The 19,574-nt window shown below is 68.5% G+C and carries 21 protein-coding genes and 1 pseudogene; 15 read left to right on the forward strand and 7 right to left on the reverse strand.

What is annotated here, in order from left to right; genetic code table 11:
* Window positions 1–529: 529 nt before the first annotated feature.
* Window positions 530–1,114 (forward strand): hypothetical protein, encoded by a 585-nt coding sequence (locus ACH492_RS07405; protein WP_398983789.1) that lies wholly within the window; start codon window positions 530–532, stop codon window positions 1,112–1,114.
* 56 nt (window positions 1,115–1,170) lie between these two features.
* On the opposite strand, the gene ACH492_RS07410 is transcribed toward ACH492_RS07405, so the two are convergent.
* The gene (locus ACH492_RS07410) at window positions 1,171–2,376 is read right to left on the reverse strand and encodes an IS110 family transposase (protein ID WP_398983791.1); all 1,206 of its coding nucleotides are present in this window, start codon (window positions 2,374–2,376) and stop codon (window positions 1,171–1,173) included.
* Between the two features lie 871 nt (window positions 2,377–3,247).
* Between ACH492_RS07410 and ACH492_RS07415 the strand changes: the two genes are divergently transcribed.
* Window positions 3,248–3,808: an HD domain-containing protein gene (locus ACH492_RS07415; protein ID WP_398983793.1), complete on the forward strand. Its 561-nt coding sequence runs from the start codon at window positions 3,248–3,250 to the stop codon at window positions 3,806–3,808.
* Here ACH492_RS07415 and ACH492_RS07420 read toward each other — a convergent pair.
* Together ACH492_RS07420 and ACH492_RS07425 are read right to left on the reverse strand one after the other, a co-directional pair.
* Window positions 3,796–4,266 carry an NUDIX hydrolase gene (locus ACH492_RS07420; RefSeq protein WP_398983795.1) on the reverse strand — a complete coding sequence of 157 codons (471 nt, stop codon included), beginning with the start codon at window positions 4,264–4,266 and terminating at the stop codon, window positions 3,796–3,798. The two genes, ACH492_RS07415 and ACH492_RS07420, sit on opposite strands and share 13 nt — an antisense overlap.
* Window positions 4,267–4,296: 30 nt before the next feature.
* The gene (locus ACH492_RS07425) at window positions 4,297–5,028 is read right to left on the reverse strand and encodes an XRE family transcriptional regulator (RefSeq protein WP_398983797.1); all 732 of its coding nucleotides are present in this window, start codon (window positions 5,026–5,028) and stop codon (window positions 4,297–4,299) included.
* Between the two features lie 161 nt (window positions 5,029–5,189).
* On the opposite strand from ACH492_RS07425, the gene ACH492_RS07430 reads away from it, so the two are divergent.
* Complete coding sequence (locus ACH492_RS07430) at window positions 5,190–5,531, forward strand: hypothetical protein (RefSeq protein ID WP_398983799.1); 342 nt, start codon at window positions 5,190–5,192, stop codon at window positions 5,529–5,531.
* A gap of 63 nt (window positions 5,532–5,594) precedes the next feature.
* On the opposite strand, the pseudogene ACH492_RS07435 reads toward ACH492_RS07430, so the two are convergent.
* Window positions 5,595–5,711, reverse strand: a pseudogene (locus ACH492_RS07435) (hypothetical protein); the annotation flags it as partial.
* Between the two features lie 260 nt (window positions 5,712–5,971).
* Here ACH492_RS07435 and ACH492_RS07440 point away from each other — a divergent pair.
* From ACH492_RS07440 to ACH492_RS07495, 12 genes are all read left to right on the forward strand, one after another.
* Entirely contained in the window at window positions 5,972–6,895 is a 924-nt protein-coding gene (locus ACH492_RS07440; RefSeq protein ID WP_398984788.1) for an FtsK/SpoIIIE domain-containing protein, read from the forward strand.
* An 81-nt stretch (window positions 6,896–6,976) separates the two neighbouring features.
* The gene (locus ACH492_RS07445; RefSeq protein ID WP_398983801.1) at window positions 6,977–7,159 is read left to right on the forward strand and encodes a hypothetical protein; all 183 of its coding nucleotides are present in this window, start codon (window positions 6,977–6,979) and stop codon (window positions 7,157–7,159) included.
* A gap of 80 nt (window positions 7,160–7,239) precedes the next feature.
* Window positions 7,240–7,896 (forward strand): DUF2637 domain-containing protein, encoded by a 657-nt coding sequence (locus ACH492_RS07450; RefSeq protein WP_398983803.1) that lies wholly within the window; start codon window positions 7,240–7,242, stop codon window positions 7,894–7,896.
* 18 nt (window positions 7,897–7,914) lie between these two features.
* Complete coding sequence (locus ACH492_RS07455; RefSeq protein WP_398983805.1) at window positions 7,915–8,196, forward strand: hypothetical protein; 282 nt, start codon at window positions 7,915–7,917, stop codon at window positions 8,194–8,196.
* A complete protein-coding gene (locus ACH492_RS07460) occupies window positions 8,193–8,387 on the forward strand; it encodes a hypothetical protein (protein ID WP_398983807.1) in 195 nt (64 codons plus the stop codon). The genes ACH492_RS07455 and ACH492_RS07460 overlap by 4 nt, the downstream gene beginning before the upstream one ends.
* Window positions 8,388–8,411: 24 nt before the next feature.
* Window positions 8,412–8,723: a hypothetical protein gene (locus ACH492_RS07465; RefSeq protein ID WP_398983809.1), complete on the forward strand. Its 312-nt coding sequence runs from the start codon at window positions 8,412–8,414 to the stop codon at window positions 8,721–8,723.
* An 89-nt stretch (window positions 8,724–8,812) separates the two neighbouring features.
* The gene (locus ACH492_RS07470; RefSeq protein ID WP_398983811.1) at window positions 8,813–9,007 is read left to right on the forward strand and encodes a hypothetical protein; all 195 of its coding nucleotides are present in this window, start codon (window positions 8,813–8,815) and stop codon (window positions 9,005–9,007) included.
* Window positions 9,004–9,816, forward strand: a complete 813-nt coding sequence (locus tag ACH492_RS07475) for a phosphoadenosine phosphosulfate reductase (RefSeq protein ID WP_398983813.1) — start codon at window positions 9,004–9,006, stop codon at window positions 9,814–9,816. The genes ACH492_RS07470 and ACH492_RS07475 overlap by 4 nt, the downstream gene beginning before the upstream one ends.
* On the forward strand, window positions 9,813–10,238 hold the full coding sequence (locus ACH492_RS07480) for an ASCH domain-containing protein (RefSeq protein ID WP_398983815.1): 426 nt from the start codon (window positions 9,813–9,815) through the stop codon (window positions 10,236–10,238). Before ACH492_RS07475 ends, ACH492_RS07480 begins: the two co-directional genes overlap by 4 nt.
* Entirely contained in the window at window positions 10,213–11,598 is a 1,386-nt protein-coding gene (gene repSA, locus ACH492_RS07485) for a replication initiator protein RepSA (RefSeq protein WP_398983817.1), read from the forward strand. Before ACH492_RS07480 ends, repSA begins: the two co-directional genes overlap by 26 nt.
* 2 nt (window positions 11,599–11,600) lie before the next feature.
* A complete protein-coding gene (locus ACH492_RS07490; RefSeq protein ID WP_398983819.1) occupies window positions 11,601–11,798 on the forward strand; it encodes a helix-turn-helix transcriptional regulator in 198 nt (65 codons plus the stop codon).
* Window positions 11,798–13,033: a tyrosine-type recombinase/integrase gene (locus ACH492_RS07495; RefSeq protein WP_398983821.1), complete on the forward strand. Its 1,236-nt coding sequence runs from the start codon at window positions 11,798–11,800 to the stop codon at window positions 13,031–13,033. The genes ACH492_RS07490 and ACH492_RS07495 overlap by 1 nt, the downstream gene beginning before the upstream one ends.
* Window positions 13,034–13,053: 20 nt before the next feature.
* Here ACH492_RS07495 and ACH492_RS07500 read toward each other — a convergent pair whose 3' ends face one another.
* From ACH492_RS07500 to ACH492_RS07510, 3 genes are all read right to left on the reverse strand, one after another.
* Window positions 13,054–14,748, reverse strand: a complete 1,695-nt coding sequence (locus ACH492_RS07500; protein WP_398983823.1) for an alpha/beta hydrolase — start codon at window positions 14,746–14,748, stop codon at window positions 13,054–13,056.
* 48 nt (window positions 14,749–14,796) lie between these two features.
* Complete coding sequence (locus ACH492_RS07505) at window positions 14,797–16,362, reverse strand: alpha/beta hydrolase (RefSeq protein WP_398984790.1); 1,566 nt, start codon at window positions 16,360–16,362, stop codon at window positions 14,797–14,799.
* Between the two features lie 250 nt (window positions 16,363–16,612).
* Window positions 16,613–19,498: a lysylphosphatidylglycerol synthase domain-containing protein gene (locus ACH492_RS07510; RefSeq protein ID WP_398983825.1), complete on the reverse strand. Its 2,886-nt coding sequence runs from the start codon at window positions 19,496–19,498 to the stop codon at window positions 16,613–16,615.
* Between the last annotated feature and the right edge of the window lie 76 nt (window positions 19,499–19,574).

The raw sequence follows: 19,574 nt of genomic DNA on the forward strand, positions 1-19,574 counted from the left end.
CCCCTGACGACGCTGCTACCTGGTCCGGCCGGCCCAGCGCTCCGCTCTGACCTCTTCGTCCCGAACTATCGGCGGGGCGGTCGCTGAGGTCTGCTCGGCTGGTCAGTCGGTCTCCTGGAGCCGGTGGCGGTCGGCTGCGGTCGCGGTGGTTGCCGTACTTCGCTGCTGTACTGCAACGGCTCCGTAAGGTCTTTCGGCCCTCGACCTGCGCACAGGTCACGAGCCTTTGAGCCGGACGCAGGGGCTGTCCATGGATAGTCCACCCTGGGCGCCATCACCCATCCGGGGCGCGTGCTGGCCCCGCCGCTGTCTTCGACTGACAGCCAATGCCCGGTTGTTCTGGCACGGCAGTGGCACACCGTGAGCGTGTGTGGCCCACCGGCATGCTGGCGCCCAAGCGGTTGGCCGCTTTGGGTGGCAAATTCACCCGCTCAGCCCCTTTCTAGAGTCCAGAACGAGCGTTTGCCGCATCGAGAGCGGATTGTCACAAGGAGGCCGGTAACACCGTGGCCTCCGAGGAGACGAGAAAATGGACAAGAAGGATTGGATTGCGGCCATAATCGGAATTGCTGGCATCGGGGCAACTCTGGGACTAGGTATATCCAATAGCATTGACCAAGAGGCCGCTTCGGCCGAACAAGAGGTGTTGCAGAAGGAACAAACGGAGCTTGCCAAGCGAATGACAGAGTCACAGGAGCAGATCGCTAGCCTCCAGGCTCTGGGTACTGCAACCAAGATCTCATGGTCTGTCGACAGCCCCACATGGCCTACTCAGCTGACCGTAGAAAACCGTTCTGATGGATCGCTACATGGCGGAATGGTCCTACTTCGGCACACACGAAGCCCCAACTCGGCAGTGAAGCAATACATGCACATTGGTAGCATTCCCACCTGTATACGGCTCAAGTTGACTTTCGGTCAGGGGTTGCAACCTCATATCCAGAACATCAACAAGGGGTTCTTCGTATTTCAGCTGGACTCGGGCTTTTGGTCTCGCCCATACACGGCAGGACTGACATACCTCAAATCCTCCGCTCCGGGCGTCAATGAATCAGCATCGGATATATCGAGTTGGGCGAAGCGCAAGGAAGAAAAGATTTTGGGATGCGGTTGAAGAACTTCGCGACCGGGATGCATGCCAGTTAGGGCGGTGGAGTCTTAATGACCCAGTCAAGCTGCCGCGGCAGCCGTCGGCGGGGCTGTGGTGAAGCGGCGGCTGTCTCGGAGTAGGGCCCAGAGGACGTTGACGCGTCGGCGGGCGAGGGCGATCACGGCCTGGACGTGTTTGCAGCCTTCGCCACGCTTCTTCAAGTAGTAGTCACGGTTGGGGCCTTCGCGGATGATGCTGGTCTGGGCGGACAGGTAGAAGACCCGGCGCAGGCGTCGGCTGTAGCGCTTGGGGCGGTGGAGGTTGCCTGTGCGGCGTCCGGAGTCCCTGGGGACGGGCACGAGTCCGGCGGCGGATGCGAGGTGGCCGGCGTCGGGGTAGGCGGCCAGGTCGCCTGCGGCGACGATGAACTCGGCGCCGAGGATGGGGCCCATGCCCGGCAGGGACTCGATGATGTCGGCCTGGGGGTGGGTGTGGAAGGTCTGCCGGATCTGCTGGTCGATGTGCTTGAGCCGGTCGTCCAGGGCCAGGATCTGCATGGCGATGTCTGCGACGATTCCGGCGGCGATGTCCTGGCCCGGCAGCGTGGTGTGCTGGGCCTGCGCGGCGTGGAGTGCGGTGGCGGCGACGGCCTCGGGGTTGCGCACCTTCCGGCCTGCCAGCCAGGCGGTGAGGCGGGCCTGGCCGCGGCGGCGTATGGCTGCCGGGGTTTGGTAGCCGGTGAGCAGGATCAGTGCGCCTTTGTGGTCGGCGTAGTCGAAGGCGCGTTCCAGTGCGGGAAAGATGCCGGTGAGCACGTCGCGGAGCCGGTTGAGCATGCGGACCCGGTCGGCGATCAGATCGGTTCGGCGGGCGGTCAGCAAGGCCAGGTCGGCGGCGAGCTGGGCGGGCACCTCGATAGAGCTGAAGTCTCGCCGCAGGCGCTCGGTGTCGGCGATCACGTAGGCGTCACGGGCGTCGGTCTTGGCTTCACCGCGATAGGCGCCGGACATCCGGTTGACCGTCCGGCCGGGAACGTAGACGACCTGTTGGCCGTGGGCGGCGAGTAAGGCAAGCAACAGCGCGGACGCTGTGCCTGCGATGTCCACGGCCCAGTGCACCTCGTCCGCGAGGTCGAGGATCTCGCCGAGTGCGGTCAGAATCGCGGCTTCGTCGTTGTGAACCTTCCGGCTCCAGGCCGTTGCCCCAGTCTCGTCGACCGCGGCCAGCCAGTGATGGGCCTTGCCTGCGTCGATCCCGACCCAGAGCCGGGTCAGATGCTCGGCCATGTGCTTCTCCTCAGCGTCAGGCGGCATGCCGTTCGGTCCGAGGAACACCCGCCGTCAGCTCCGTAAACAGCGACCAATGCGCACATCTCAATCAGCGGCCAGGGCGTCCCGGAGAGCCGGGCGGCCACTCCACCGGAGCCACCTGCGGGCAAGCGGTTTTAGAGCCACACCCGACTCTCCCGGACCGCCGAACAACTTACGGAGCGGGTTTGGCCGGTGTCCTGCCCGGTTTGGGGTCGGGCATGACCAGGGGGCCGTACGCTTGCCAGCTACTCGGGCAGGTTTCACCCCTGCCCGCAATGTGTCCGAGTGGCCCCCTGGTCTTGCTCGACGCGGGACCCGAATCGGGGAGTGTGGGTAAAGCCGTGGAGCCGACCGTCCCCACCCCCGGCCTGGTCTTTTCGCCCCTTGTGGGCGCGGGCGGGCGACGACGTGCGGCCCCGGTGGCGTAGACATTGAGGGGCAAGCGCGGCGGCGTCCGGCCGGCGCCGCCGCGCTGTGCGCGGCACTCTCTGATCTCTGATCAGACTGCTACCGCAGTTCAGGAGGCCGGGAAAGCAGACGCCCGATGCGTCAACTGTGGTGTTCTCCCGAGCTTCCGCCTGCTCTCCGGTGCTCTGGGGGTCCTGGTGTCTTTGCAGCCTTCTGGGGCCACTCGGGCGCATGGCGGGCATGGGCAGAGCCGGGCCCGTTGTGGCTGGGTTGCGTGGTGGCGGCTGGGCTGCCAACGACCTGGCTCGCTGCCCGAACCCCCTGGTCGAGCAGCGAGCGAAGCGAGCACTTGATAGACGTAGGGAAACTCTGTCCGCGTGCGTCGGACGGACTGATGCTGGCTGTTGATCTTTCGCTGGGCTGGGCTACCGTGCCATTCATGCCTTCTACGCTGGATACGCCCCGGGGAGCGGCCGAGCTGGCCGAGTCGTTGTTGCCGCCGCTCGGGAACCGTTGGCTGCACACTCAGGCTGTCGCCGCGCGGGCCGTCGAAGCGTCGCGCGCTCTGCCCGAGGGCGAACGGGATCTCCTCGTCGCCGCGGCCTGGCTCCATGACATCGGGTACGCGCCCGAGTTGCGTGACACCGGGTTCCATCCGCTCGACGGTGCCCGGTATCTGGTGTCCCTTGGTGCTCCTGACCGACTGGTGCGGCTCGTCGCCCATCACTCCGGCGCGGTGTACGAAGCCGAGCAACGGGGGCTCTCGGTTGAGCTGGCCGCGTACGAGCGTGAAGACTCCCCGCTACTGGACGCGCTGATCTTCGCCGACATGACCACCGGTCCCGCCGGGCAGCGATTCGACTTCGATCGGCGCATGGACGAGATCCTGGTGCGCTACGAACCCGGCAGCGTGGTGCATACCGCGATCAGCAAGGCGAGGCCGTATCTCGGGGCCGCTGTCGAGCGGACTCTTACGCGGCTCGGCGATCAGCCGATGTAGGGCTCTGCCTCGCTGGACAGTCCGCGGTCGATCCGCATCCGCATCGACGGGTGGATGTTGAGCTCGTCGAGCCGGTCCGGCCGTACGAACGCGACTTCCTTGCTCTCGCTGCTGGTGCGCAACTCGCCGCCGGTGATCTTCGCCGTGAAGCAGATCGAGAATTGTTGCCGTACCTCGCCGTCGTCGTACGCCATGACGTGCGCTGGGTTGGTGTAGAGGCCGACTAGCCCGGTCACCTCGACGTCGAACCCGGTCTCCTCCTTCGTCTCGCGTACCGCGGCGTCCGCGACCGACTCGCCGACGTCGACTCCGCCGCCGGGCAGTGCCCACAGGTCGTTGTCGGTCTTGTGGATCAGCAGCACTTCGCCCGCCTCGTTGAGCGCCACAGCCGTGACGGACGGGACAATGCTGTTTGCCTGCGGGGCCTTCGGGTCGTTGAAGTAGTCGATACGGGCCATGGCTCCAGCGTCGCATGACTGCTGGCTCGTCTACGAAGGAGTGCCGAGGTCCCACGCGTAGTCAAAGCTCTTCATGTAGTGACGGAACGTCCGCGCTCCCGGGATGTATCGGAAGTGCAGCACCGGGTTCTGTCCGGCCGGAGCGCCGAGGACGTGGGGGTTCACCAGGATGTCGTCGTCGAACCGGTAGATCGAGTTGTAGAGGATCGTGTCGTGAAGCCGGACCTCGACGCCCGGCGTCTTGGTGGCCTGTTCGAGGTATCGGCGGGTGATCCGAGCCCGGGCGGCAAGGTCGTTGCCGATGCCCTCCTCTTCGCCGCGCTGGCGGACCATCGCAGAGTCCGGGTCACCGAGGAGTATCCGGACCTGCGCCCCCGTTGTGGCCTTGTCCGCAAGCTGATCCGGCAGGTCCGGGTGGCTGTCGAACAGGAAGAGACCGGCGTACACCAGGATCTCGACATGGCTCGTGGCCTGCTCGATGAGCGATGACCAGAGTGTGGCCGGCACTGCGCCGCGGTGCGGGTAGTACGTCACCAGCTCCGAAGTGCTCGCCGTCTCCGCCTGCTTGGTGACCGAGGGCCAGAGATAGACCTCGTCCACGCCGAGGAAGCTGGACGCCTTCCAGCGGTGCCCGCGGTGTGGCGTGCGGTCGGTTGTGATCCAGCGCTCGACGCTCTTCGGGTCCACTCCGACATGCTGCGCGAGCGACTGGACGGTCTCGCCCTTCGCCGAAATCGTCGCGCGCAGACGCTCGTTCGCCATCTCGTACCGCCACCTCAGGGACGCCGGGGACGTTTTGACGATAGCTCAGACGTCCCCAAACGTCCATACGGGCCGTGATGTGTCCGTCACCTCCTGCGGTCTCCTGATCTCACCGCCCGATACGGCGGGTTCAACCAGCCCCAACCACAGGAGATAAGACGATGCGCAGGATCCCCGTGAAAACCGAAGCCATGACGGTGATGCTCATCCAGGCTCCGGAGAAGAAGCTCAAGAACCGGGAGACCGGTGAGGTCGCGGTCGACAAGACGGGCAAGGTGCAGTTCAACGTGAACGTGGCCGTGGTCGTGGATGGCCGGCCGGACGCGGTGACCGTCGTGGTGACCGAGGATGGTGTTCAGCCGGACCTGTTCCCCGGTATGCCGGTGGCGCTGCCTGGTCTGGTGGCTACCCCGTGGGAGAACGACTTCGGGCACGGCATCAGCTTCAAGGCAACCGCGGTGATGGCCGCGCAGGTTCCGGCGGCTGCGAACGGCAAGGGCTGATCGCCGTGACGGAACTGCTGCTGTGCATAGGCGCGTTAGTCGTCTTCGCGCTGATCGTTCGGGTCAAGGCTCCGGCCGTGTACTGGGTGGTGTTCGGTCTTCCGGCCGCGCTGTACCGGATTCAGTCCTCCTACCGTCCGACGATGGAGGCGTGTGAGCTGACGGTCGCTCCGCCGTGGTGGAAGGTCTTCGCCAAGAAGCTGTCCGCCGGTGAGCAGCAGGCCCGTCCCGGTGTTCCGAAGCTGCGCGGTATCCGCCCGACCCGCACCGGTTTGGTGCTGCGTCTGCGGCTGGCTGCGGGCCTGGCCCCGGACGATGTGGTCAAGTCGGCCGAGCGGCTGCGGCACGCGTGGGGTGTGTACTCGGTGCACGTCTTCGAGATCAAGCCGGGTGTGGTCGATCTGCGGATGACCGGCTTCGACATCCTCGACCACGTGCGGATGCCGCGCCGTCCGGCTCCCGGTCCGCTGTCCGCGACGGTCGCTCTGCGGGAAGACGGCCGCCCCTACGTGCGCAACTACCAGCAGATCCCGCACGGCCTCACGCTGGGTGCGAACTATTCGGGCAAGTCGATGCATCAACGCTGTCTGATCAAGGCTCTCGCGCCGCAGAGCGTCGCCCTGGTCGGGATCGACTGTAAGCGCGGTGTGGAACAAGGTCCGTTCGCCCCGCGCCTGTCCGCTCTGGCGACGACTCCGGACCAGGCCGAGGGGCTGCTGGACGCGCTGGTCGCGGAGATGGAAGACCGCTTCGACCTGCTGTGCCTGCACCAGGGCATCGGCCCGGGCACGGCGCTGGAAGACATCACCTCCGACATCTGGGGCCTGCCCAAGCACCTGCGCCCCATGCCCATCGTGGTCCTGATCGATGAGATCGCCGAACTGTTCCTGATCGCCTCCAAGAACGACATGGCCCGCCGGGACCACATGGTCACCCAACTCGTCCGCCTGGCACAGCTGGCCCGCGCAATCGGCATCTACCTCGAGGTGTGCGGGCAGCGCTTCGGCTCCGAACTCGGCAAGGGCGCAACCGCACTGCGAGCCCAGCTCACCGGCCGCGTGGTGCATCGCTGCAACGACAAGCAGACCGCCGAAATGGGCCTGGCCGACGTCAACGAACTCGCCGTCGCCGCTGCGACCAGCATCGCCCCCGAGCGGGCCGGTACCGCGATCGTCGGTGACTCCTCCGGCAACTGGACGCGCATCCGCACACCGAAGACGTCGCTGGGTGAAGTCGCCGCGGTGTGCCGCGAGTTCGCGCACCTGACACCGGACATCCCGGCCCTGGCACCCTTCCGCCCGGCCACCGGGATCCCCGCATCGGCCCCGGCAGCGACGCCTGCGATCGCCTCGGGCACCCCGTAGCCCTTCCCCGCTTCACACGGTCGGCGTGACCGTCTCACGCCAGGTCCCTACCCCCGCCACGCCGAAACGAGGAGGCACGTCATGGCCGCACGAAAGGCGAGCACCACCCGCAAGACCGCGAAGCACCAGCCGTGTCCGGACTGTCAGACCGGTCAGGTCTCCGAAGCCTTCCAGGTCGCCGGTCGTAGCAAGCGGCAGAGCGACGACCGGCAGGAAGCCCTGTGCCTGACCTGCTTCGGCACCGGCCACGCACCCACCGAATGATCCCGCCGGGACCGGACGGCAGGACGTATGAGCCCCGCCCGGCCCCGGCCCCAACCACCTTGTGAAGGAGGTGAAGACTAGTGACCCGCTCGGTCCGCCCCGACGCAGTACTCATCCAAGCCGTGATCGCCGGTGCGCTGTCCTTCGCCCACCTGCACGACATCGCCGCCGCAGCTGGCCAGGACGGCTGGAAAGCCTGGGCCTACCCCATCAGCGTCGACCTGCTGCTCGTCGCCGCCTGGCGACGCCTGCGCATCCTGCGCACCGACGGCGGCCCGACCCGCGCCGCGTGGACCTGGTTCACCGTCGCCCTGGCCGCATCCCTCGGGGCGAACGTCGCGACCGCGGGACTGCTCGACCTGAATGACGTGCCCGCCTGGCTGCGGATCCTGGTGGCCGGCTGGCCCGCCCTCGCCTTCCTCGGCGGCACCCTCCTCGTCCACACCCCCGAACGCCCGGCAGACCGGCTCGACGCTCCTGCTGAGGTACCGGACCCGGCTTCTGACGTCGTCTCCGTGACACGCGACGAACCGGCCACGGCCATGGCTCCCGAGCCCGATCCGGTTCCGGCCCTGCCGCCCGCCGTCCCGGTGCCCGCGGCGCTGCTGGCGCACGCCCGCAAGATCGCCGACGCACACCGTGCCACGACCGGCACGGCGATTGATGCCGACACCCTGCGCGCCCGCCTCGGCGTACCCGGCCCGATGGCCGACCAGCTCACCACCCACCTCACCTGATCCGAAAGGAGACCAGTCGTGCCGAACCGCATCGCCGCATCCATGAACCTGCACCTGCACACGAAACCGTTCGCCATGTGCCACGCCTACGGCACCGAGCGCACTCCGATCCTCGCCATGCAGGACGAGCACGCCTCACTCACGGTCAGCGCAAACAGCAGCACGTCCATCGCTGCTCACCTGCGCTTCGCCCGGGAACTGGTGGCCGCTGCCACCCGCTACGCAGCGGCGGTGGAGACCTACGCCGCTGGCCACTCCACCACCGAGGCCGCACCGGCCACATCCGGGGAGCCGGCGTGAACGTCGAACTGCCCCTGGTCCTCGTGGTCGCCCTTGTCGGCTACTTCGGGATCAAGCTCATGCGCCCGCCGACCTGGCTGATCGTCGTGCTGCTCCTCGGCGGCTTCCTCCTCGCCGACACGTTCCTTGCCCCGGCGATCGAATCCGGCACCAGGACCGGTGTCGACGTCGTCAACGGCACCACCAAGTGACCTGCCCCGGAAGGGAGAACCACCGTGAACCGTCCCGATGCCCAGCTTCGCGCCGGACACGTTCCGGCCGACCTGATCCCTCCGGGCACCGACCCCCGGTCCGTGGTCATCGTCCACACCACGCCCCGCTCATGGACCGGCCCGCTGGTGTTGATCCTCGTGGCCACGGTCGGCGTCTGCGGGCTGGTCTACCTCACCACCGTCGCCGTGCTGTCCCTGGTTCAGGTCGCCGCTACCACAGCGGCAGCGATCAAGACCGCTGTTCCCACGCTGATCGGCGGCGGCGGACTGATCACCCTCGCCGTCAAGGTCCCCAAAAAGAAGCCCAGTAAGTGACCGGCCCCCGGAGCGGCTTCAACCGCCAAGTTTCGCCCGCTCCGGGAGCCGTGACCCCAACCGATCTCACAACCGGAGGGAACTCCATCATGACCCAACCCACACGCACCGCCGATCGGATCTGCCCGAACTGCGACGGCTTCCCGTCCGTCGCCGTTACCCTCGGCGGCCGCAACCGCTCCGGACACCTGCGCACCATCACCGCGCACTGCCCGGCCTGCCACGGCACCGGCACCGCACCTGTCTGGCTCGTCACCACGCGTGTCTCTGTGGCGGGGCGGTGAGCACGGTGACAGAGCTACGTACTTTCAGTTTCGGAGGTGGCTGGCAGTCCACGGCCGCCCTGGTCCTGGCGGCTCAGGAACGGATCGACTTTCGCACCTTCCTGTTCGCCAACGTCGGCTCGGACAGCGAGAACCCCGCCACCCTGCGCTATCTCGAGCAATACGCCGCCCCCTATGCCGCGGCTCACGGACTCGACCTGATCGAGCTGCACCGGGAGGCCAAGGGCACGACCGAGACGATCTGTCAGCGCATCCTGTCCAGCAACGGCAGCCGGCAGACCATCCCGGTCTTCTTGACCAACGGCAAGCCGGGCAAGCGCAACTGCACCTACGACTTCAAGATCCTGGTCACCGGGGCGTGGCTCAAGGCCCATGGCGCGAGTGCCGACCATCGCGCCACCGTTGCCATGGGCATCAGCCTGGACGAGATCGGGCGCGCCAATCCGAACAAGGCCATGCCCTATGAGCGACTGGCCTACCCGCTGCTCGATCTGAAGATCCGCCGGGCCGACTGCCCGCGCATCATCCGCTCCGCCGGCCTGCCCGTGCCGCCTAAGTCATCGTGCGACTTCTGCCCCATGCGGAAGATCCCCGAATGGCAGGCCATGCATCAGCAAGATCCCGTGCGGTTCGAGCGGGCCTGCCATATCGAGGACACCATCAACCGCTTCTTGGCCGGCAAGGGCAAGCCGCCGGTCTACCTCACCCGCACCGGACGGCCACTGCGCCAGCTGTTCAAGGCTGGCACACAGATGTCGCTGTTCGACACCGACGATGAGGGCTGCGACAACGGGTGGTGCTGGACATGACCATCCCCACCTCCGAGGTCTTGGCGCTGACGGTGTGGCAGCCGTGGGCGAGTGCCATCGCCTACGGGACCAAGCGGATCGAGAACCGCACCTGGCCGACCGATCATCGTGGTCTGGTCCTCATCCACGCCGGACGCACCACCGACCCGAACGCCCATGACGCTCCGCTGGCCCGGCCGTTCCTGCGCCGTCCCTTCCCGCGGGGCGCGATCGTCGCCGTCGCCCGTCTGGAGGACTGCCACACCGATGACGGCTGGTGCACGCTCTGGTCCGCCAAGGGCCGCTACCACTGGCGACTCACCCAGGTGACTCCGCTCGCCGCGCCGCTGTTCTGGCCCGGTGCACGTGGTCTGTGGACCCCGCCTCCCGGCCTGCTCGCCGCACCGCTCCTCGCCGATGCGCTGGAGGCGGCCCGTGGCTGACACGCTCGATCCGACCACCCTGGGCGACCTGCTCAGGGTGGCTTCGGCCCCCGACTTCGACCGCTGGCAAGACCAGATCAAGAAGACCGGCGGATGCGCACAGCCCATCCACCTCACCGGCTGGTCCCTGACCCGCGACAAAACCAGTGGGCAGGTCCTGCACACCTACTCCACCGAGGACGAGCCCGGCGGCCGGCTGCGGATCGCCTGCGGCAACCGCCGCGCCTCCCGCTGCCAGCCCTGCGCCTACCTCTACGCAGGCGACGCCTACCGGCTCGTCCGCGCGGGCCTGGCTGGCGACGATGCCATGAACATCCCGGCTGCCGTGCGCGAACGACCTCGGGTCTTCGCCACGCTGACCGCCCCGTCCTTCGGTCCCGTGCACAACATCCCTGACACCGGACGCCGCTGCCGCTGCGGCACCCGCCACACCGAAGACGATCCCGTGCTCGGCACGGCCCTCGACCCGAGCACGTACGACTACGCGGGCGCGGTGCTGTTCAACAATCACGCGGGGGAGTTGTGGCACCGGTTCATCAACCGGCTCCGCCGCGAACTCGCCGCCGCTGCCGGACTCACACAGAAGGCATTCAAGGAGTCGGCCCGGCTGTCGTTCAACAAGGTCGCCGAGTTCCACAAGCGCGGTGCGATCCACTTCCACGCGGTCATCCGCATCGACGGACCAGACGGACCCGACAGCACACCCCCGGCCTGGGCCACGCTCAACCGGCTCACCAACGCGATCCGCGAGGCCAGAGAGCACCCGTACACCACGGTGACGGTTCCCGCTGTCGACGGGCAGCCTGCACGGAAGCTGCAATGGGGCGAGCAGCTCGACGTCCGGCCGATCACGGCCTTCGACTCGGATGACATCACAGAGCAGAAGGTGGCTGCGTACGTCGCCAAGTACGCCACCAAGGCAGCCGAGACCACCGGCACGCTCGACCGCCGTGTCGGCGAACTCGCCGAACTCGACCAGCACCGCGTACCCGACCACGCGCGCCGTCTCATCCGCGCCTGCTGGGACCTCGATGTCCTGTACCCGGACCGCAAGCTGTGGGCCTGGGCACACATGCTCGGCTTCCGCGGCCACTTCCTGACCAAGTCCCGCCGCTACTCCTCGACCTTCGCCGAACGGCGTCAGGTCCGTGCCGACTACCGCGCGGCCGAGCAACGCCAGGCACTCGGCCTGCCTGAGCCGGAAACGACCCTCGTCCTCGCCGACTGGCGCTACGCCGGCCACGGCCACACCCCCGGCGAATCCGCCCTCGCCGCCTCCATCGCCGAAGACATCCGCATCAACCGAGAAACCGCACGCGAAGTCCTACGCGACCAGCTCACCAATGAAGGGGAGTACTGACCATGGCCCCAGAGCTGCCGAACCGGTTCCTGACCCCTGAGAACCTGGTCGAGATGTTCGAGCTTCCCAGCGTCGAGACCGTCTACCAATGGCGGCGCAAGCGCACCGGGCCTCGCGGATTCCGAGTCGGCCGACACCTGCGCTTCGATCCGGGCGACGTGCGGGCCTGGGTGGACTCCAAGCTTGGGGAGGCTGCCTGATGGCCGGGCACATCCAAGACCGCTGGTATCGGACCGAGCCTGGACCCAGCGGCAAGGTCGTCAAGGTCAAGACCCAGCGGTACGGCGTCGGTCTGCGCTACCGCGCCCGCTACATCGGTCCCGACGGCACCGAGAAGTCCAAGAGCTTCCCCGATCGTCAGAAGCGGCTCGCTGAGCAATGGCTCACGCAGATCGAGTCGGACATGTCTCGCGGCCAGTACATTGATCCGCAAGGCGGTCGCCTCACGGTTCGACAGCACGCCCAACGATGGTTGGCGTCGCTCACCATGGACCCCGGCACCTTCGTGGGCACCGAGCAGCGCATCCGCCTGCACGTTCTGCCGTACCTGGGCAGTCGCACGCTGGGATCGCTCCGGCCGACGCACATCCGTGAGTGGCTGCGGAAGCTGCAGGACGGGGGAGTGGCGCCCGCCTATCAGCGAGTGATCTTCGCGAATCTTGGCACCATGCTCACGGCGGCCGTCGATGACCGTCTGATCCCCGACAACCCCTGCCGCTCGTCGTCCGTGCGTGCGCCAAAGCTCGACCTTCGCCGGATCGTTCCGTGGCCGCGAGAGCGCGTGCTCGCGGTGCGCTCGGCGCTGCCTGAGCAGTACCGGCCCATGGTGGACTTGGCCGGCGGCTGTGGCATGCGGCAGGGTGAGGTGCTTGGACTGGCAGTCGACGACGTGGACTTCGTCGACGGGTTGGTTCACGTGGCTCGGCAGGTCAAGCTCATCCGCAACCGGCCGGTGTTCGCGCTCCCCAAGGGGGGCAAGACCCGCACGGTCCCGCTGCCGGAGAGCGTCGCTCGATCGCTTGAGGAGCACATCACGCAGCATCCGCCGACTGCCGTGACGCTGCCGTGGAGGATGGTCGACGCCTCGCCGGTCACGGCCACCATGCTCTTCTACCGCGACCGAGAGCGCCCGGTGAACCGCAACGACTTCAATCGCCACGCGTGGCGCCCCGCGCTCGACGCGGCGGGCATCCCGTATGGACGGGAGAACGGCATGCATGCGCTGAGGCACTTCTACGCGTCCGTGCTGCTGGACGCGGGCGAGAGTGTCAAGGCTGTGTCGGAGTACCTGGGGCACCACGATCCGGGCTTCACGCTGCGGACGTACACGCATCTGATGCCGAGCAGCGAGAAGCGGACTCGGGAGGCGGTGAACCGCGTCTTCGACGACGGCCCGAACGCGGATGACGGCCCCACCACGGCCCAGGGAGGCTGAGGGCGCAGAGAACGCGCAGGTCAGGCTGCAAGTGGCCTGACTTGCCGATCTACTGACGCGAGTGTGCTGGGCCCTGGACCGGAGTGCCGGTCCAGGGCCCTTCGCGCTGCCGTGGACAGCTGTCCGCAGGTCTTGCCGTTCGCCGGGACCTTGCCGTCCAGGAGATACGCGTCCACCGTCCCGGTCACGCACGCGCCGTTCCCGTACGCGCCGTGGCCCTCGCCCTTGTTGGTGAGCAGCACGCCGACGCCCGCGCCGAGCTCGTCCGCCATCTTCTTCGCGCCCTCGTACGGGGTCGCCGGGTCGCCCGTGGTGCCGACGACCAGGATCGGGGCCGCGCCCTCCGCGGCGACCTCGGGAGTCTCCCACTCGCCGGGCACCGGCCAGTTCGCGCACCAGCCCGCCAGGTCCCAGGCCAGATACGGGCCGAAGACCGGGGACACCTTCGTGAACTCGGCCAGATGGCGGGACTTGACCTCGGCGGCCGTCACCCGTCCCGTGGTGTCCGCGCACGATATGGCGCGCTGCGAGTGGTCCTGCGTGCCGTAACTGCCGTCCTCGTCACGGCCGTTGTACGACTCGGCCATCAGCAGCAGCCGACTCCCGTAGCCCCTGTCGGCCTCGTCCAGGGCCTTGGTCAGGGACTGCCACTCGTCCTTGGAGTACAGCGGCGTGATGATGCCGGTGAGCGCGAGGCTCTGGGTGAGCGTGCGGCCCTGCGTGGTGGGCAGTGGCTTGCGGTCGAGCCTGTCGAGCAGCTTCACGACGCGCGCGGTGCCGTCCTTCGCGCCGATGCCGCGGCTCTTGAAGTAGTTCTCCAGAGCGCGCTGGAAGCCGAGGGCCTGGTTGCGCGAGTGTCCCGGGTAGTCGGCGGAGGGGTCGACCACGGCGTCCAGGACCAGGCGTCCGACCCGCGCCGGGAACAAGTGGGCGTAGACGCCGCCCAGTTCGGTGCCGTACGAGAAGCCCAGGTAGTGCAGCTTGTCGTCGCCGAGTACCTGGCGTATCAGGTCCATGTCGCGGGCGGCGTTCGTGGTGCCGACGTGCGGCAGCACCTTGCCCGACTTCTTGGCGCAGCCCGCGCCGAAGGCGGTGGAGTCTTCGAGGTACGCCTTCTCCTCGGCGGGTGTGTCCGGGGTGAAGTCCAGCTGGAACGAAGCCGCCGACTGCTTGCTGTCCCGGCAGACCACCGCGGCGCTCTCCGCGACCCCGCGCGGGTCGAAGCTGACCAGGTCGTAACGGCTGTGCAGGTTCTTGAAGCCTTCTGCCGAGCCGGGCAGTCCGGCCACCCCCGAGCCGCCGGGGCCACCGAAGTTGAAGATCAGCGAGCCGATCCGCTTGTCCGCGTCGAGTGCCTTGGCGCGGATCAGGGCGATCCCGATCGTCTCGCCCGTCGGCTTCTGGTAGTCGAGCGGGGCCCTGAGCAGGGCGCACTGCCATTCCTTGCCCGGCGTCTGTGCGTAGCTGCCCCGGGCCTTCACGGGGGCCTTGCAGCGCTTCCAGTCCAGCTGCTGGCCGGTGAGCGCGGCGGGCAGCGCCGGCTCGCCGGGCTTGCTCGGCGCGGCCTTGCCGGGGGCGGCCTCGGACGCCGAGGGCCTGGCGGTGTTCTTGCCGTCGGTACCCGCCCTGTCCGTACCGCTGTCACAGCCGACGGCCGCCCCTGCCAGCAGCAGCGCGGCCGCGGCCAGGACCCCCGCCCGTACCCGCATGGTCATCCCGTGCCCCCCACGGCTTCGAAGATTCTTTCGGCATCCTATGCGGGCCTACTGACAGACCGTCCCGGCGGCAGGCGTCTTGCCCTGAAGGAGGTAGGCGTCCACGGCCCGCTGCACGCACTTGTTGCCGCCGTTGTACGCGCCATGGCCCTCGCCCCGGTACGTGAGCTCCACGCCGACGCCCTTGCCGAGGGCGTTGACCATCGCCCTCGCGCCTTCGTACGGGGTCGCCGGATCGCCGGTGGTGCCGACGACGAGGATGGGCGGCGCGCCGGGCGCGGACACGTCGGGTGTGTTCCAGGCGCCGGGCACCGGCCATTCGCTGCAGCCCATCAGGCCCCAGCCGAGGTAGTCACCGAAGACCGGCGACACCTTGCGGAACTCCGGCAGCTTCGCCTTCGTCTGCGCCAGGGACCAGCGCTCCTTGGAGTCGACGCAGTTGATGGCTGCGTTGGCCGCCGAGATGTTGCTGTAGTGGCCGTTCTCGCTGCGCCCGTTCATCGCGTCGGAGAGCGCGAGCAGCAGTGCGCCGTTGCCGCCGTCGGCCTCGTCGAGACCCTGTTCCAGCAACTCCCAGTACTCCTTGGAATACAGAGCCTGCGCGATCCCGTTGGTGGCCTGGCTCTGGGTCAGCTTCCGGTCGCCGACGCCGGCGATCGGCTCCTTGTCGAGCTTCGCGAGCAGCGCGATGATCCAGTCCTGGATCTCCTGCGCTGTGGTGCCGGGCAGCAGGCACTGATCGCCCCGGTCCACGCAGTCCTGCGCGAAGTTGGTGAGAGCCAGCTGGAAGCCCTTCGCCTGGCCGAGCGAGCTCTGTTCGTAGTCCTTGGTCGGGTCGACGACGGCGTCGAAGACGGCCCGGCCGACCTTGGTCGGGAACAAGTGGGCGTAGACGCCGCCCAGTTCGGTGCCGTACGAAATGCCGAAGTAGTAGAGCTTGTCGTCGCCGAGTACCTGGCGCATCAGGTCCATGTCGCGGGCGGCGTTGGTGGTGCCGACGTACGGCAGATGCTCGCCGGAGTTCTTCTCGCAGGCATCGGCGAAGTTCTTCAGGTCGTCCGTGTACGTCTCTTCCTCGGCGGTGTCGTCGGGTGTGAAGTCCTGGGCGAAGTACGCGTCGAGCTGCTTGTCGTCCTCGCACTCCACCGCCGCACTGCGGCCGACCCCGCGTGGGTCGAAGCTGACCAGGTCGTAGCGGGTGTGCAGCGTGGCGTAGTCCGCGGCGGCGGCGGGCAGGTTGGCGACCCCGGAGCCGCCGGGGCCGCCGAAGTTGAAGATCAGGGAGCCGATCCGCCGGCTCGTGTCACGGGCCTTCGCCCGGATGAGGGCCAGCTCGATGGTCTCGCCGTCCGGCTTGGCGTAGTCGAGCGGGGCGTCCATGAAGGCGCACTCCCAGGGGATGCCGTCGGGCAGCGGCGAGGGAGCGGTCCCACCGCCCTCCGCCTCTGAGGGCGCCGGGCACTTCTGCCAGTCGAGCGTCTGCGAGGCGAGATCCTTCGCCCGCTCCTCGTCCGCGCCTTCGCCCTTGTCGCCGCTGTCGGAACAGCCGGCGGCCGTGAGCAGCACGGCGACGGAGACAGCGAGTACGGCGGTGCGCGGGGCGGTGGTGCGCAGGGCGGTGGTGCGCACGGCCGCGGAAGAGGTCGGCATGCCGCCATGGTGCGCCGCGGGAGCGCGCGGCGCGCGGGCGGCGGTCCATGCGGGTGGCGCGGGGCGCGGGACGAGGCGGGCGGCCGGGGCGAGCGCGCCCTCCGGGCGCGCTGTCCTCAAGCACCGCCAGACTTCGTCCGGGGGGACCCCCACGCGCTTGAATCCAAGCCCGTCCGGCACCTGAGGACAAAGCGGTCGCCGGACGACCCCGGCGCTACAGCGCGCCCTTGCGCGTGAGGTGGTTGAAGGCGAACCACCCCGGCAGCACCGGCAGCCACAGCGTCATCATGCGGTACAGCAGCACCGCCGGCGCCGCGACCTCCTTCGGCACCCCGGCCACGATCAGACCGAAGGTCAGCGCACCCTCGACCGCGCCCACACCGCCCGGCGTCGGCGCCGCCGAGCCCAGCGCGTTGCCCGCCAGGAAGACCACGGCGATGCTCGCGTAGCTCAGCGGTTGGTTGCCGTTGTCGAAGGCCCGGACCGAGGCGTCCAGGCACATCACGAACACACCGGTCAGCAGCAGCATCCCGCCGATGCCGGTGAGCAGCTTCATCGGCCGCTGCAGTACGTCGAGCATGCGCGGCACCACCCCGGCGAACAGCGAGCGCAACCGCGTCGAGACGAACTTCCGCAGGAACGGGATCGCGGTCACGACCAGCACCAGCACGGCGACCGTCAGCAGACCCGCGATCACCGTCCTGGACGGGGTGAACGACGTCGTCCGCTCCGTACCGGTCAGATAGCCGAAGGCGAGCAGCAGCAGGATGTGCGCGCCGAGCCCGAAGAGCTGGGACGCGCCGACACTGGCCACCGCGAGGCCGGGACGTACTCCCGAACGCTGCAGGAAGCGGGTGTTCAGCGCGACGCCGCCGACCGCCGCCGGGGCGACGATCTTGACGAAGGACCCGGCGACCTGCGCGACGACGGTCCGCAGGAACGACACCCGCTCGGGCACGAAGCCCAGCAGGCTCATCGCCGCCGCGAAGTAGCTGAGCACGGAGAAGGCGACCGCGGCTGCCACCCAGCCCCAGTGGGCCCGGGCGAAGACCGTGCCGAAGTCGATGCCGGCGAGCTGCGAGAGCAGGAAGTACGCGGCGACGGCGCCGGCGATGAAGCTGACGAGCGTACGCGGCCTGATCCGCTCCAGGCGGACCGGCTCGACCGGCGCCTGCGGCCTGATCAGGAGCATCTGCCGGCGGATCTGGGAGAGCAGATCCTCCTCGCGCACCTCGTCCATGGCCTCGTCCATGGCCTTCTTGTCGGCCTGCTTCTCCGCCCGTTCGGACTTGCGGACGGCCTTGCGGTCGTCGATCGTCGTCTCTGCCGTCTCTGCCGTACGGGCCCGCTTGGCGGCCGCGGACGCCTCCAGCACCGCCTCCCGCTCGCGGTGCGACCGCTCGCGGGCGAGTTTGCGCAGCGTCGCCCGGGTCGAGCGGCTCAGGGCGATCGGCTGGAGCAGCGGCAGACAGTCGGCGACCTTGTCGGGGCCGAGTATCTCGACGGCGGTGGCCACCGCACGCTCGGCGCCGACCCGCAGGCCGGTCGTGGTGAGCAGCTGCGCGATGTCCATGCGCAGCACCACATCGCCCGCCGCGATCTCGCCACCGCGCAGATCGGTCAGGATCACCTTGCCGGAACGATCCACCAGAATCGCGTCGCCGGTCAGCCGCCGGTGCGCGATACGCCTCGACTGGAGCGCCTTCACCTGCCGCCAGGCCCCGCGCAACACGTCGTCGGTGATCTCGTCGTCCGGCATGGAGTCGAGGGACCGGCCGCCCAGGTGCTCGTACACCAGCATCACGGCGTCCGGGCCGAGCTCCGACGTCGCGATGAGCTTGGGCGCGTTGGCACCCGCGGCGATCGCCGCGTACGCGAGCAGCGCCTCCTGCTCCAGGGCCTGGCGCAGCGACGGGATGGAGCGGCGGGTGGTGATGGAGCGCAGCGTCAGCCGGCGCCACACCCGGTAGAAGAAGCCCTGTGCCTGCTGTTCACGGTCGACGACGGTGACATCGAGCGGTGCGCCCTCCTCCAGCGTGACCTGGTAGCGGCGGCCGCGGTCGCCCGGCTCGGCGGAGTCGGGGACTTCCTCGGCGCGCATGGCGGTGACCGGGCGGAAGCCGACGTGGCGCAGACCGGCCAGCAGTGTCTGGCCGGTGGGCCGTACGTTCGGCGAGCCGACGGCGTACAGCGTGCCGTAGGCGACGGTCCAGCCGAGCAGCACGGTGAGGATGATCGAGAACGGGGTGGTGTAGCCGGCGACCAGCATCGCGAAGGCGTCGAGCAGCAGGACCACCCACAGGACCACGCGCCAGCGGGGTCTGCGGGACATGCCGACGGCCGTCATGTACGCGATGACGGGCGCGAGATAGCCGTGGACGGGGTCGGTCAGCCCGCCGCCGCTCTGCGCCTGGGTCAGCGCCTCCTGGAGGGGGCCGGGCGCGGCCCTGGCGACCCAGAGGTCGGTGGCGAGGGTGGCGCCGTGCGCGAGCACGGCGGCGAGGACGCCGTCCGCGATCCGCAGTCCGTCCCGCTTGATCAGCCGCTCGATCGCGAAGGCGACCGGGACGAGCAGCACGGCGATGCTGGAGACCAGACCGGCGATCTTGACGAAGAGGTCGGGTGCCTGTCCGGTGCCCTTGTTGATGTCCTGCTCGAGGCCGGATGTGGTGCCGTGGGCGAAGGCGGCGATGGCGAGTACGACGGCGATCGCGAGGATGCCGATGAGCAGGCGCAGCAGGTCGGAGGGGCGGTGGACGCGCGCGGCGAGCAGCGGCTCGTCTCCCGAGACCCGGTCGACGCCGGGGGCGCCGGGGGCGTCTGCCGCTTTGTCCGCAGCTTCGGCGGTCTTGCCGGCGGCTTTGCCTGCGGTTGTGTCCGCGCTTTTGTCCGCGCTTTTGTCCGCGCTTTTGTCGGTGGTCTTGTCGGCGGCTTTGGCCGCGGTGTCTGCTGCTAGGTCCGCGGATGTGTCCACGGCCTGGTCAGTGGCTTCGTCCGCCGCCTCCTTTTTTCCCTTGGGGCCGTCGGCACCCTCACGCGGAACGGGTGCGTCCGGGTACGACTCGGGCCCAGGGGTGCTCGCCGCCTGAGGAGGCTGCACGCCCTGCTCCTTCGCCGTCTCGGTCTCTTCTTGATCTCGTATCACCAGTCACCGCCCGCATGATGGTGGCACGGCC

It is taken from the genome of Streptomyces sp. NPDC019443 (genome assembly GCF_044389785.1).
Lineage (GTDB): Bacteria > Actinomycetota > Actinomycetes > Streptomycetales > Streptomycetaceae > Streptomyces.